General features: G+C 71.9%; 13 protein-coding genes, 1 pseudogene and 1 riboswitch. Of the genes and pseudogenes, 6 read left to right on the forward strand and 8 right to left on the reverse strand.

Features of this window, described 5'->3' with window-relative positions:
- Nucleotides 1-3 precede the first annotated feature (3 nt).
- The 3 genes from XM48_RS03580 to thiM all read right to left on the reverse strand — a co-directional run bounded on the left by XM48_RS03580 (nucleotide 4) and on the right by thiM (nucleotide 4894).
- On the reverse strand, nucleotides 4-1815 hold the full coding sequence (locus tag XM48_RS03580; RefSeq protein ID WP_084820945.1) for a BCCT family transporter: 1812 nt from the start codon (nucleotides 1813-1815) through the stop codon (nucleotides 4-6).
- Between the two features lie 62 nt (nucleotides 1816-1877).
- A complete protein-coding gene (locus XM48_RS03585; protein ID WP_046454417.1) occupies nucleotides 1878-4034 on the reverse strand; it encodes a bifunctional hydroxymethylpyrimidine kinase/phosphomethylpyrimidine kinase in 2157 nt (718 codons plus the stop codon).
- Nucleotides 4031-4894, reverse strand: coding sequence for a hydroxyethylthiazole kinase (gene thiM / locus XM48_RS03590; RefSeq protein WP_046454418.1), 864 nt, complete (start codon nucleotides 4892-4894; stop codon nucleotides 4031-4033). The genes XM48_RS03585 and thiM overlap by 4 nt, the downstream gene beginning before the upstream one ends.
- A riboswitch (TPP riboswitch) is annotated at nucleotides 4885-4979 on the reverse strand. Its footprint overlaps the gene before it by 10 nt.
- Before the next feature lie 70 nt (nucleotides 4980-5049).
- On the opposite strand from thiM, the gene XM48_RS03595 reads away from it, so the two are divergent.
- On the forward strand, nucleotides 5050-5457 hold the full coding sequence (locus XM48_RS03595; RefSeq protein ID WP_046454419.1) for a VOC family protein: 408 nt from the start codon (nucleotides 5050-5052) through the stop codon (nucleotides 5455-5457).
- A 49-nt stretch (nucleotides 5458-5506) separates the two neighbouring features.
- Here XM48_RS03595 and XM48_RS03600 read toward each other — a convergent pair whose 3' ends face one another.
- Genes XM48_RS03600 through XM48_RS03610 form a run of 3 tightly spaced genes read right to left on the reverse strand, consistent with a single transcriptional unit; the run spans nucleotide 5507 to nucleotide 7279 of the window.
- A complete protein-coding gene (locus XM48_RS03600) occupies nucleotides 5507-6001 on the reverse strand; it encodes an SRPBCC domain-containing protein (RefSeq protein WP_046454420.1) in 495 nt (164 codons plus the stop codon).
- Nucleotides 5998-6357: a helix-turn-helix transcriptional regulator gene (locus XM48_RS03605; RefSeq protein ID WP_046454421.1), complete on the reverse strand. Its 360-nt coding sequence runs from the start codon at nucleotides 6355-6357 to the stop codon at nucleotides 5998-6000. Before XM48_RS03605 ends, XM48_RS03600 begins: the two co-directional genes overlap by 4 nt.
- Before the next feature lie 13 nt (nucleotides 6358-6370).
- Nucleotides 6371-7279 carry an alpha/beta hydrolase gene (locus XM48_RS03610; RefSeq protein WP_052961271.1) on the reverse strand — a complete coding sequence of 303 codons (909 nt, stop codon included), beginning with the start codon at nucleotides 7277-7279 and terminating at the stop codon, nucleotides 6371-6373.
- A gap of 82 nt (nucleotides 7280-7361) precedes the next feature.
- Here XM48_RS03610 and XM48_RS03615 point away from each other — a divergent pair, with 82 nt between their 5' ends.
- The gene (locus tag XM48_RS03615) at nucleotides 7362-8009 is read left to right on the forward strand and encodes a TetR/AcrR family transcriptional regulator (RefSeq protein WP_046454435.1); all 648 of its coding nucleotides are present in this window, start codon (nucleotides 7362-7364) and stop codon (nucleotides 8007-8009) included.
- Between the two features lie 17 nt (nucleotides 8010-8026).
- On the opposite strand, the gene XM48_RS03620 is transcribed toward XM48_RS03615, so the two are convergent.
- Nucleotides 8027-8680, reverse strand: a complete 654-nt coding sequence (locus XM48_RS03620; RefSeq protein ID WP_052961272.1) for a tetratricopeptide repeat protein — start codon at nucleotides 8678-8680, stop codon at nucleotides 8027-8029.
- Nucleotides 8681-8765: 85 nt separating this feature from the next.
- Here XM48_RS03620 and XM48_RS03630 point away from each other — a divergent pair, with 85 nt between their 5' ends.
- Genes XM48_RS03630 through XM48_RS03640 form a run of 3 tightly spaced genes read left to right on the forward strand, consistent with a single transcriptional unit; the run spans nucleotide 8766 to nucleotide 9975 of the window.
- Nucleotides 8766-9113, forward strand: coding sequence for a metallopeptidase family protein (locus tag XM48_RS03630; RefSeq protein ID WP_046454425.1), 348 nt, complete (start codon nucleotides 8766-8768; stop codon nucleotides 9111-9113).
- Nucleotides 9113-9424, forward strand: coding sequence for an ATP-dependent Clp protease adapter ClpS (gene clpS / locus XM48_RS03635; RefSeq protein WP_084820946.1), 312 nt, complete (start codon nucleotides 9113-9115; stop codon nucleotides 9422-9424). Before XM48_RS03630 ends, clpS begins: the two co-directional genes overlap by 1 nt.
- Nucleotides 9421-9975, forward strand: a complete 555-nt coding sequence (locus XM48_RS03640; RefSeq protein WP_046454426.1) for a DUF2017 family protein — start codon at nucleotides 9421-9423, stop codon at nucleotides 9973-9975. Before clpS ends, XM48_RS03640 begins: the two co-directional genes overlap by 4 nt.
- A gap of 7 nt (nucleotides 9976-9982) precedes the next feature.
- On the opposite strand, the gene dinB is transcribed toward XM48_RS03640, so the two are convergent.
- The gene (gene dinB, locus XM48_RS03645; RefSeq protein ID WP_046454427.1) at nucleotides 9983-11221 is read right to left on the reverse strand and encodes a DNA polymerase IV; all 1239 of its coding nucleotides are present in this window, start codon (nucleotides 11219-11221) and stop codon (nucleotides 9983-9985) included.
- 214 nt (nucleotides 11222-11435) lie between these two features.
- On the opposite strand from dinB, the pseudogene XM48_RS03650 reads away from it, so the two are divergent.
- Nucleotides 11436-11792: pseudogene (locus XM48_RS03650) on the forward strand (patatin-like phospholipase family protein); the annotation flags it as partial.

The following is an 11792-nucleotide window of genomic DNA, read 5'->3' on the forward strand; positions in this document are numbered from 1 at the left end:
CGATCAGCGCTGTCGGTCCGCGTCGGCGTCCGGCTCACGGCGGCCCAGCAGGCGTGCGCGGTGCTTCTCGGGCAGCGCCTGCGCCACCTGCGTCACGCCGCGCACGATGTCGCGCCGGCGGCGGCTGCTGAGCCCGTTCCACCAGGCGTCGGCGCTGCGCGGACCGGATTCGATGGCGTCGTCGTCGGAGTCGAGGCCGAAGCGCTCGGACAGATCAGCGACGAACGCCTCGCGCCGAAGCCGATCCGCGCGTCGCACGTTGCGTTGGAGCGCCTTGAACGTCGCCGCGCACATGAGGATCATGATCACGCTGAACGGCAGGGCGATGGTCACGGCGAGCGTCTGGATCGCTGACAGCCCGCCCGCGAGCAGCAGCGCCGCGGCGAGCGCCGCCGTCGCGAGTGTGAAGAACACGCGGATCCAGTTGCGCGGCTCCGCATCGCCGCCCGTGGCCAGCATGGCCATGACGAGCGATCCCGAGTCGGACGAGGTGATGAAGAAGATCGCCGAGAGCACGATCGCGCCCACCACGAGCACACCGCCCGCGGGCAGTTGCTCGAGCACCTGGAAGAGCGCGGAGTTCGCGTCGACGGCGCCACCTGCGCCGATCACCGAGGTGTACCCGGCCGGCCGGAACATCTCGTTGAAGATCGCGGTTCCTCCGAGCACCCCGAACCACACGAACGTGACGAGCGTGGGCACGAGGATGACGCCGAGGATGAACTCGCGCACCGTGCGGCCGCGCGAGATGCGCGCGATGAAGACGCCGACGAACGGCGCCCAGCTCATCCACCAGCCCCAGTAGAAGGTCGACCAGGAGGCCTGCCACTCGGCGCCGGCGCTTCCGGTGAACGCCGAGGTGTCGGTCGACATCCCGAGCCAGTTCTGCAGGTAGTGCCCGATCGACTGCAGGATCTCCTTCGCCAGGAACTGCGTGGGGCCGACGATGAGTACGAAGAGCAGGAGTCCGCCGGCGAGGATCAGGTTGATGTTCGAGAGCCACTTCATGCCCCGGGAGACGCCCGAGAGCACGGACCACAGCACGAAGCAGGTCACGACGCCGATGATCGCGTACTCGATCCAGTGGTTGTCCTCCGCGATCACCCCGAGCGCCTGCAGGCCCGCGCTGATCTGGGTCACACCCAGGCCGAGCGAGGTCGCGACGCCGAACACCGTGCCGACGAGCGCGATCACGTCGATCGCGTTGCCCCACCCGCCGCGGGTCGCCTTCTCGCCGATGAGCGGCTCCAGCGCCCAGCGCACGGCGAGCGGACGCCCGCGGCGGTGGATGGCGTGCGCGAGCGCGAGTCCGACGACCACGTAGATCGCCCAGGGCTGGAATCCCCAGTGCAGGAAGGTCGTCGACATCGCCTCCTGCGCCAGCGCACCCGGCTGCAGGTTCTGGTCGACGATCGAGGGCTTCGGGGTCGCGAAGTGCTTGAGCGGCTCGGTCACGCCGTAGAACACGAGGCCGATGCCCATGCCCGCAGCGAAGAGCAGCGCGAACCAGCTCATCAGCGAGAACTCGGGCTCGTGCTCCGGACGACCCAGTTTCACGTTGCCCTTCCGGGAGAACCCGAGGTAGGCGCAGAAGAGCACGAAGCCGAACGAGAGCAGCACGTACCACCAGCTGAAGTTCGCGATGATGGCGCTCTGCACCGCTCCGATCCCGGCGTTCATGGCCTCGGGGTTCACGAGGGTGGCCGCGACGAACGCGACCACCACGACCGCGGTGGGCCAGAACACCCAGCGCGCGATACCCGACCGCGATCCGCTCGAGTCGGGCGTGGACGTGGGCTGCTGCTCCGAGGACATGCTTCGACGGTAGCGATGCACCGGTTCGACGGGCAACCTCGGGTCCCCGCCGAACCGGCTGCTCACGCGCGGTCGGCGTCCTCCTCGGCCATCGGCGCGGCGAAGAAGGACCGCTCGTGCGCACTGGACGTCTCGAACGCGCGCAGCATGCGTGCGCGTTGCTCGCTACCGGCGCGCGATGCCGCTCGGGTCACGATGCCGATCGCGCGCTCGGTCGCCGCGGCGAACCCGGCATCGGCGTAGGTGTCGAGCCAGGAGGCATAGGGATGCTCGGGATCGCGCGCGAACGGGTGGAGCGCCCCCGCGCGCAACCGACTCCCCAGGTCGGTGTAGAGCCAGAAGCAGGGCAGCAACGCGGCGATCAGCTCGGGATAGTCCCCGCCGAAGGCGACCGAGCGCAGGTGGTCGAGATACGCGACGGTCGCGGGTGCCGGCTCCGCGTCCGAGGTCTCGCCGACGATGCCCCGCTCGGGTGTGAGCCAGGAGGCGTGCAGCTCCATCTCCCCCAGGATCGAACCGCGCGCGGACTCCGCCCAGAACGCCTGCTCCTCGGGGTCCGGGGCGAGCCGGGAGGCCTCGGCGAGCACTCGCGCGTACTCGCGCAGGTAGCGGGCGTCCTGGGCGAGGTAGAACCGGAACGGCACCTCGGCGAGCGAACCGTCGGCGAGCGCCGTGATGAACGGCAGGCGGTCGATCCCCGCCCGCACGCCCGAGATCCGGCCCCACCACGCTTCTCGGATGTCCTCGGCCGACGGTCGGGTCTCGAGCCCGCCTCGTTCCCAGAGCCCGGCGAAGTGGTGCACGGGACCGTGGCCGGAGCCGACGCCCAGTCCGGAGCCGGCGCGCAGGGACTCGCGCAGCCAGGCACGGGATCCGGCGACGGCCTGCTCGGCGGATTCGCCGCGGGCGAGGCGGGTCGCCAGCGCGGAGGAGAGCGAGCAGCCCGTGCCGTGCGTGTTCCGCGTCGCGATGCGTGCGCCCGGGAACTCTCGCCGAATCCCCCGCCCGGCATCGACCAGGGCATCCGGTGCGGTATCGCCCGGGAGGTGACCGCCCTTCACCAGCAGCGCGGCGCCGCTCTCCGCCGAGAGCGCCTCCGCCGCGACGAGCGCGTCGCTCCAGTCCCCGAGCGAGCGACCCGCGAGCACCGCGAGCTCCGCGAGGTTCGGGGTCACGAGGTCGGCCCGTTCGACCAGCCCGCGCAGCGCGGCTTCTCCGGCAGCATCGAGCAGCCGGTCCCCGCTGGTCGCGACCATCACCGGGTCGAGCACGACGATGCTCGGCCGCACCGCGTCGATCCAGGCGATCACCGTCTCGATGATCTCCGCGTTCGCGAGCATGCCGAGCTTCACCGCGTCGACGACGATGTCCTCGGAGAGCGCGTCGAGCTGGGCCCGCAGGAACTCGGCCGGCGGCACATGCACTCCGCGGACCCCGCGGGTGTTCTGGGCGGTCAGCGCCGCGAGCGCGGCCATGCCGTACCCGCCGTTCGCCGCGATGGATTTGAGGTCCGCCTGGATCCCGGCGCCGCCCGAAGGGTCGCTGCCGGCGATGCTGAGCACCCGCGGTGTCGCGCCCCGGCGCCAGTTCCGCAGGAACTCCGTCGCGGTGGATCGCGGATCGGGGCTGGTGCAGAGCGCCGCGACGGCGGCGACGCCCGCGGCGCCCGCTTCGCGCAGGGCGGCGGCGTCCTCCGGCACGATCCCGCCGATCGCGACGCAGGGCAGCGGGCTCGCCTCGGCGAACGCTCGGAAACCCTCGAACCCCAGCGCCGGCGGGTGATCGGGTTTGGTGCTCGTCGGCCGGATCGCTCCGACGCCGAGATAGTCGACCGTGCCGGCCGGAAGCGCGCGGACGGCGTCGAGGTGCTCGGCGCGGTTCGCGGTCAGTCCGATCAGCGCGTCGGGCCCGAGCAGCTCGCGCGCGCGGAGCACCGATGCGTCCCCCTGGCCGAGGTGCACGCCGTCGACGCGAGCGCCCCGGGCGCGGGCCGAGACCGCGGCTCCGAGCCGGTCGTTGACGATGAGTCGGGCCCGACCGTCGATGATTCCGGAGAGCTCGACGAGCCGATCCACGGTCTCGGCGTCGCTCGCTCCCTTGTCGCGGAGCTGGACCACGCCGACTCCGCCGGACACGGCAGCCCGCACCGTCTCCGCGACTCCGCGTGAACCGCTCAGCACGGGGTCGGTGACCAGGTGCAGCGAGAGATCACGGATCATGCCGCGACCTCCTCGAGCTCGATGCGCGCCGCCGATTCGACGTCCTCCGGACGGAGCTCCGCGAGGGCGTCGAGCAGGGACACGGCGAAGAAACCGGGACCCGACGCGCGCGATGCGGCGCGTTCGGCGGCGACGGCATAGGCGAGGTGCGCGGCGACCACCGCGCCGAGCGCGTCGGCTCCGGCATCGGCATCGGCGCGTGCGCCGCCGAGGAACGCGGCCATGACGGCGCCGAGCGCGCACCCGCCTCCCGTCACCCGGGTCAGCAGCGGGTCGCCGTTCGCCACCCGCAGGATCCGCTCGCCATCGGTGATGAGGTCCACCGGGCCGGAGACGGCCACCACCGCACCGGATCCGCGGGCCAGCTCGACGGCCGCGTCCGCGGCGTCCTCAGGGGTCGCCGTGGCGTCGACGCCTCGGCCGCCGGCACTGCGGCCCGCGAGCGCGAGGATCTCGGATGCGTTGCCGCGCACGCTCGTGGGTCGGCGGTCGAACAGTTCCCGCGCCAGCTCGGTCCGGATCGGCAGCGTTCCGATCGCGACCGGGTCGAGCACCCAGGGCGTTCCCGCGGCCACCGCTCCCGCGACCGCTTCACGGCTCGCCCGCCGCTGCTCGGGGGTCGGCGTCCCGAGGTTGACGAGCAGGCCCGATGCGGCGCCGGCGAAGATCCCGGCCTCGCCGACGATGTCGACCATGGCCGGGGCCGCGCCGATCGCGAGCAGCGCATTGGCGGTGAAGCCGGTGACCACCGCGTTGGTGATGCAGTGCGTGAGCGGCGCGCGTGCGCGCACCGCCCCCAGAAGGTTCGCGGCCTCGCGGGCGTGGCCGGGTGCGGACGGTGGACGCAGAAGATCGCTCATCGCGACATCCCTTCGCTCGTACTAACGAGATCAGGTTCGACGGGTGTGTTCTCAGCCGCCCGATGCGGCACCCCGTGTCACTGGCAAGCAGTCTAGCCACACCCCGGACGCCCCAGCGGGATGCGCTGCGCCGCGCGCCCTGCGATCATCGGTCCATGACCAGCTTCATCGCGCACACCACGATCGACTGCCACGACGCGTACGCGCTGTCGGAGTGGTGGAAGCAGCTGCTCGGGTACGTCGACCTCGACGACGAACCGAACACGTCTGGCGACGAGGAGTGCATGATCCGGGATCCCGAGACCGGGCACCGGCTCCTGTTCATCGAGGTCCCGGACGCCGAGCTGCCGGCGAAGCGGATCCACTTCGATCTGCGTCCCCGCACCGGCACGCAGGCGGCGGAGATCGAGCGGCTGCTCGGGCTGGGCGCCGCGCAGGTCGCCGATCAGCGTGGCATCGCCGGGCCGGGCAGCGGCTGGGTCGTGCTCGCGGATCCCGAGGGCAACCAGTTCTGCGTGCTGCTCTCCGTCGAGGAACGCGCGGCGTACCTGGCGGCGCACTGACGCACCGGTCGCACCGGTCAGGCCAGTCGCACCGGATCCCGCGCGGGACTCACTCGGCAGTGCCGGCGCCGCGCTCCACGAGTTCGGCGAGGGCCGCCGTGACCGCGCCCCAGCCGTCGAAGAAGCCGAGCTCCTCGTGCCTGGCACGATCCGCGGGATCCCCGTGCCGCACGACCGCTCGGTAGGCCGTCCCCTCGGGGTGCTCGCCGAAGAGGATCTCGGCCGTCATCGCCACCGGTGCGGGTTCCGCGGGGTGCCAGCTGCTGGTGATGGCGTTCGTGAAGACCAGCCGGCTCCCCTCTTCGAGCAGCAGGAAGATGCCGTCGGTGTGCGGCACGAAGTCCTCGCCGTCGTCGCTCATGCTGGTGACGAAGGCGCCGCCGGGGCTCGGCTCGAATCGATCGATGCGCGCGATCGTCGGGGCGGGCACCCACCACTGCGCGAGCTGCAGCGGATCGGTCCACGCCCGCCAGACCCGCTCCCGCGGAGCCCGGATCACGCGCTCGATGCTGAGGTCGCGTTCGGGATCGAAGTGCTGGTTCATGATGGCTCCTTCTGCTCGGTGGCGCGGTCGGCGCAGCGATCGGTGACGAATGCTTCGAGCCGGTCCGTCCGATCGGACCAGAGTTCGCGCTGCTCGGCGAGCCAGTCGTCGATCAGCGCGAGCCGGTCGCGGTTCAGCACGCAGCTGCGCACCCGTCCGGTCTTGCTGGTGCGGATCACTCCGCTCGATTCGAGCGCGCGCACGTGTTTCATGAACGACGGCAGCGTCATCTCGAACGGGCGGGCGAGCTCGCCCACGCTCGCGGGTCCGCGCCCGAGACGACGCACGATCCGACGCCGCGTCGGGTCGGCGAGCGCGAGCAGTACCGCGTCCAGATCGTCCCGATAGTGTGCCATGCGGCTAACTATCTCACGCGGGCGGCGGGTCCACCAGAGCCGACCCGATATCGGCGTTCCCGGTCGCGGGCGCGACCCCGTCGAGACCGCCCCGAGCGAAGCCCGAGATCGCGTCGAGCACGGCGTCCGCGGCGAGGATCCGCGAGTGCCCCAGCCCCGCGGTCCGCAGAAGTCGGGCGCGGTCCCCGTGCACCTCGCACAGCCGCACCGCGTCCCGGTCGGCGAGGCGCCGATCCCCGCGATCGTGCACGAGCAGCAGTTCGGTCTCGGCGGGCAGGGGATCCCGCACCGCGTCGTAGCGTCTCACGAGCTCCGCCTCATCGACGCCGAGCCGCCTCCGGAATCGCTCGCGCAGGCGATCCGCGCTGGCGATCCGCAGCCGGAAATCGCTCACGAAGGCGTCGACGAATGCCTCGGGGCTCGCCGCGCCCGCGACCACCGCCACCCGCGGGGTCGGCAGCGTCGACCGGGCGAGCGTCAGCGCGGCGAGGGATCCGAACGAGTGCCCGACGAGCACATCGAAGGATCCGTGGCGCTCGGCGAGCACCTCCGCTGCGGCGATCCAATCGCGCACATCGGTGCGCCTCCCCGGGGAGTCGCCGTGCGCGGGCGCGTCGAAGGCGACGACACGGAAGCCGTCCCCCACCAGCCGCTCCACGACCGGGACGAACTGCGAGGCCCGCCCCTTCCAGCCGTGGAGCAGCAGCGCGGAACGCTCCCCCGCGCCCCATTCGAAGGCCTCCGCCTCACCTCCGGGCAGACGCAGCACGCTCCTCCGAGCGGAATCGTGCACCGCCCGCGCCGACTCCCGCACCCGCATGCGCGGCGCGGTCGAGAAGAACGCGCGATAGGCCAGGTCGCCTCCGAGTCGCGGTGACACCCGCGACACTCCACGGATCCCTCCCGCGACGAGCTCGATCATGGATGGCACAGCACTCTCCTCCCGCAACAATACGAACGATCATGCCTATAGTATGCGAACGTTCGTTCGTATACTCGAATTCATGAGCGACCGCACCGAAACGGACGGACGCCGCGCCCGCGGCGACGCGTCCCGCAGCGTCATCCTCGAGCGCGCCACCGACCTCGCCTCGGTCGACGGCCTCGACGGCCTCACCATCGGCCGACTCGCGACCGCCGCCGGAAGCAGCAAGAGCAGCATCGCCACCCTCTTCCGCAGCAAGGAGGGACTGCAGCTCGCCACGGTCGCCGCGGCCCGCGAGATCTTCACCGAGCGGATCATCGAACCGGCGCGCGCCGAGCCGCGCGGCGCGCGCCGACTCGCCGCCCTGCTCGGCAACGCCCTGGCCTACTCCCGCGACCGCGTCTTCAGCGGCGGGTGCTTCTTCGCCGCCACCGCCGCCGACGTCGACTCCAAACCGGGGCCCGTGAGCGATGCCGTCCGCGCCGCGCTCGCCGAGTGGTACCGGTATCTCGAACTGCAGGTCGAGGCGGCGATCGCCGGCGGCGAGCTCCGGGCGGAATCCGCGTCCGCGCTGGCCTTCGAACTGGTCTCTCTCACCGAGCACGCCAATGCCCGGTCGCTGCTGTTCGGCAGCGTCGCGCCCTACGAGGTCGCGGGCCGCGCGCTCCGCGACCGCCTGCGCACCGCCGGAGCGGATCCGGAAGCGCTCGAGCTGCTCCGCCGCTGACCCCGGGGCCGAGCGGCTCAGGCGAACTGCTCCCAGAGCACCGCGCCGACGATGACGGCGATGAGCACCGCACCGGCCACCGCCGCGATCCGACGGCGCCGCACCGATGCCGAGGCCCGCATCCCCGCCTCCGCCCGGCGCGTCGGCTCCGCAGCATCGCCGAGCGCGCGCCGCGCCGCGGGAACCACCCAGCGATAGCTGTGCAGCGCGTCGCCGTGCCGTCCGAGATCCGCCGCGCACTCCGCCATGCCGATCCCGGCCTCCACGACGGCCGGATGCGCGGTCCCGGTCTCGGGCTCCGCGGTCTCCGCCGCGCGGGCGTAGGCGCGGATCGCCGCATCGAGGCGCCCGTTGTCGCGCAGGCGGTCCCCCAGCGAGATCCGCATCCGCGCGAGATCCTCCGCGGTCCGACCCGCGCCCTCCGCGACCCGGATCGCCCGCTCCTGTGCTTCGGTCATCTCGTCGAATCGTCCGGCCGTCGACAGCGCGGCGCTGAACCGATCGAGCGCCCCGGCGAGCACGAGCCGGTCATGCGGGAACGCCCGCTCGACCCGGGGAACGAGCTCGACGTACGCGGCGATCGCCGCGTCCGGTTCCCCGCCTCGTGCGAGCGCCTCGGCCGCATCGAGTTCGTACAGGACCCGCTGCGTCGTGTCCTCGCCGCCGCTCATCCGACCTCCCGATTCGCGCACCCGTCCGCTGCCGGAATGCTACCGCCCCCTGCCGATCACCCCAGCGCTTCTGTAGGGTGAAGGCATGCTCGACGTTTCGCCAGAGGCCTTCGAGGCCCTCGTGTCCGACGGACTCGACAGTCTGCACGAGGACATGCTCTCCGAGCTCGACAACGTCATCTTCCTGATCGAGGACCACCCCGAGGACGGCAGCGACCTGCTCGGCGTCTACGAGGGGTTCTCGCTCGCCGAGCGCGAGCGCTACGGGTACGGCGAAGAGCCCGATCGCATCATCCTGTTCCGCGAGAACCTGCTCGAGCACTGCGCGGACCACGACGAGCTCGTCCGCGAGATCCGCGTGACCCTGGTGCACGAGATCGCCCACTTCTACGGCATCGACGAAGAACGCATCCACGAGCTGGGGTGGGGTTGATGGTCGCCACCGAGACGCAGCCGGGCACCGGCGTCGGCACCGAGCACGAGCTGCACCGCGCGCCCGCGCCCGAGCGCCCCTGGCAGACCGTGGTCTGGGACGACCCGGTCAACCTCATGTCCTACGTCTCGTACGTCTTCCGCTCGCACTTCGGGTTCTCCACCGAGCGCGCCGAAGAGCTGATGCTGCGCGTGCACCACGACGGCAGCGCGGTCGTAGCCGAGGGCGGCCGCGAGGCCATGGAGATGCACGTCGAGGCGATGCACGGGTACGGACTCTGGGCCACGGTCCGCAAGGAGGGCGCTTCATGAGGCTGCTGCCCGTGCCCGAGGGTGTGCGCCTCGGACTCGATCCGGACGAGGCGCAGCTGCTCGATCAGCTGGTGAGCCAGCTGATCGCGCTGCTGCAGAGCCACAGCAAGACGGCGCTCGATCCCGATCCCCTGTTCGCCAGCCTCGAGGTCGGTGGCAGCGAGGTCCTGCCCGAGGACCCGGCGCTGGCGCGCCTGTTCCCCGACGCCTACGAGGGCGGCGGCAACGCGTCGGCGTTCCGCCGGGTCACGGAGCAGGGTCTGCTCAACCGCAAGCTCCAGGATGCGCTGACGGTCACGTCCGAGCTCGGCCCGGGCAGCGATCCCGACGACCCCGCTCCGGTGACCCTCGAGATCACCGAGTCCACCTTCCCCGCGTGGATCCGCACGCTGACGGCGCTGCGGCTCGCCATGGCGGCGCGCGTGGGCCTCGAGGTCGAGGAGGACCACGATCGCCTGCTCGAGGACGAGGAATCGCGCGGCACGGTGCTGGTCTACGACTGGCTCGCCGCGATCCTGGAGTCCCTGCTGCGCACCATGGAGCGCAGCTGAGCCGCGATCACGCCGGCGGTTCGAGCGAGCGAGCGTCGACCACCTGCCCCCGCCCGGTGAGCAGGCGCGCCGAGGTGAGCTGATCGCGACCGAAGCGGCCGCGCACCTCGTCGACCGCCTGATCGACCGCGCGCCAATCGTCGTCGTCGCTCCACAACCCGGCGGGATCGGACCCCGCCGCCATGAGCTGCTCGGCGCGGACCCCGATGAGACGCACGGGCCGCAGCGACGCTCCGAGGCCGTCGAGCAGCTCGCACGCGGTGCGGTAGATGCGCTGCGTCGCGTTCGTCGCCTCCGACAGGGTGCGGGATCGCGTCACCGTCTCGAACGTGTCCCAGCGCACCTTGATCGCGATGGTGCGCGCCTCGGCGCCGTGCTCGCGCAGCCGCTCCGCGGTCCGGGTGGAGAGCCGCAGCAGCTCGCGGTGCAGCACCGCGCGATCCGTCTCGTCGATCGCGAAGGTCTCCTCGTGGCCGATGCTCTTCTCGATGCGTTCCGTCTCGACGGCACGCGCGTCGCGGCCGTTGGCCAGCGCGTGCAGCTTCAGCGCGGAGGCCCGCCCGACCAGGCGCTCCAGGCTCGGCAGCGGCTCGCGAGCGAGCTCCCCGATCGTGCGGATGGCGCGCGACTGCAGCGACCGCGCGGTCGCCTTGCCGACACCCCACATCGCCTCGACCGGGAGCGGGTGCAGGAACTCGAGCGTGCGGGCCGGCGGGATCTCGAGGATCCCATCGGGCTTCGCCCGCTGCGAGGCGAGCTTGGCGATGAATTTCGTGCCCGCCAGCCCCACCGAGGCCGGCAGTCCGGTCTGCTCGCGCACGCGTGCTCGCAGCTGCCGGGCGATCTCGGTCGGCTCGCCGAACAGCTTGAGCGATCCGGCAACGTCGAGGAACGCCTCGTCGATGCTCAGCGGTTCGACGAGCGGCGTGAACTCCTCGAACACCCGCATCACCGCGCGCGAGGCGTCGCGGTACTTGGAGTGCACGGGCGGGATCAGGATCAGCTGCGGGCACAGCTGCTTGGCCCGACCGACCGGCATGGCGGATCGGACACCGAAACGCCGGGCCTCGTAGCTGGCGCTCGACACGACGGAGCGAGCCGTATCGAAGGCCACCGCGGTGGGGAGTCCGCGGAGCTCGGGCTGCTCGAGCAGTTCGACCGAGACGAAGAAGGAGTCCATGTCGACGTGCAGCATCGACGCCTGCGCCCGGAGCGCATTCCCGCCCAGTGCATCGTTCCCCTCCATCACGCTCCCATTCCAGCACAGACCACCGACAACGGCCCCTCCGGCGTTCGGCCGGGCGTGCTAGCCTCGTCCCGATCACGATCGGACGGCAGGAGGTGAGCCCCATGACCCCAGTACTCGCAGCGGGTGCTTCCCCGGAGTCCACGATCACCCGACCGTAGCGGTCGCGACCGGAGGCACGCGCTCGCATTCGTTCTCGCGAAAGACGAACATCATGCCCGCCTCACCGCTTTCCTCTCCGTTCTCCCCCGCTCCGCTCACGCACGAATCGGCGCACGACCGCGCCCTCGTGCTCGGCGGAGGCGGATCCACCGGCAACGCCTGGATGCTCGGCGTCCTCGCCGGGCTCCTGCGCGAGGGCGTCGATGCCGCAGCCGCCGAACTGCTCATCGGCACCTCGGCCGGTGCCACCACCGCCGCGCAGATCTCGTTCCGCTCCCCCGTCGAACTGCACGAGGCGGCGCTCGCCTCCCGCCCGACGGGTGCAGCCGGCCCGGCCGGTGCGGGCGGCGGCCGCGCGGGCGGTGCCCCCGTCGCGGCCGCCTCGGCTGCCCCTGCCTCTGTCCCGGTC

It is taken from the genome of Leucobacter sp. Ag1 (assembly GCF_000980875.1).
Lineage (GTDB): Bacteria > Actinomycetota > Actinomycetes > Actinomycetales > Microbacteriaceae > Leucobacter > Leucobacter iarius.

Coding starts and splice junctions, on each gene's coding strand:
- XM48_RS03580 (WP_084820945.1), bottom strand. CDS start 1,815: ATGTCCTCGGAGCAGCAGCCCACGTCCACGCCCGACTCGAGCGGATCG.
- XM48_RS03585 (WP_046454417.1), bottom strand. CDS start 4,034: ATGATCCGTGATCTCTCGCTGCACCTGGTCACCGACCCCGTGCTGAGC.
- thiM (WP_046454418.1), bottom strand. CDS start 4,894: ATGAGCGATCTTCTGCGTCCACCGTCCGCACCCGGCCACGCCCGCGAG.
- XM48_RS03595 (WP_046454419.1), top strand. CDS start 5,050: ATGACCAGCTTCATCGCGCACACCACGATCGACTGCCACGACGCGTAC.
- XM48_RS03600 (WP_046454420.1), bottom strand. CDS start 6,001: ATGAACCAGCACTTCGATCCCGAACGCGACCTCAGCATCGAGCGCGTG.
- XM48_RS03605 (WP_046454421.1), bottom strand. CDS start 6,357: ATGGCACACTATCGGGACGATCTGGACGCGGTACTGCTCGCGCTCGCC.
- XM48_RS03610 (WP_052961271.1), bottom strand. CDS start 7,279: ATGATCGAGCTCGTCGCGGGAGGGATCCGTGGAGTGTCGCGGGTGTCA.
- XM48_RS03615 (WP_046454435.1), top strand. CDS start 7,362: ATGAGCGACCGCACCGAAACGGACGGACGCCGCGCCCGCGGCGACGCG.
- XM48_RS03620 (WP_052961272.1), bottom strand. CDS start 8,680: ATGAGCGGCGGCGAGGACACGACGCAGCGGGTCCTGTACGAACTCGAT.
- XM48_RS03630 (WP_046454425.1), top strand. CDS start 8,766: ATGCTCGACGTTTCGCCAGAGGCCTTCGAGGCCCTCGTGTCCGACGGA.
- clpS (WP_084820946.1), top strand. CDS start 9,113: ATGGTCGCCACCGAGACGCAGCCGGGCACCGGCGTCGGCACCGAGCAC.
- XM48_RS03640 (WP_046454426.1), top strand. CDS start 9,421: ATGAGGCTGCTGCCCGTGCCCGAGGGTGTGCGCCTCGGACTCGATCCG.
- dinB (WP_046454427.1), bottom strand. CDS start 11,221: ATGGAGGGGAACGATGCACTGGGCGGGAATGCGCTCCGGGCGCAGGCG.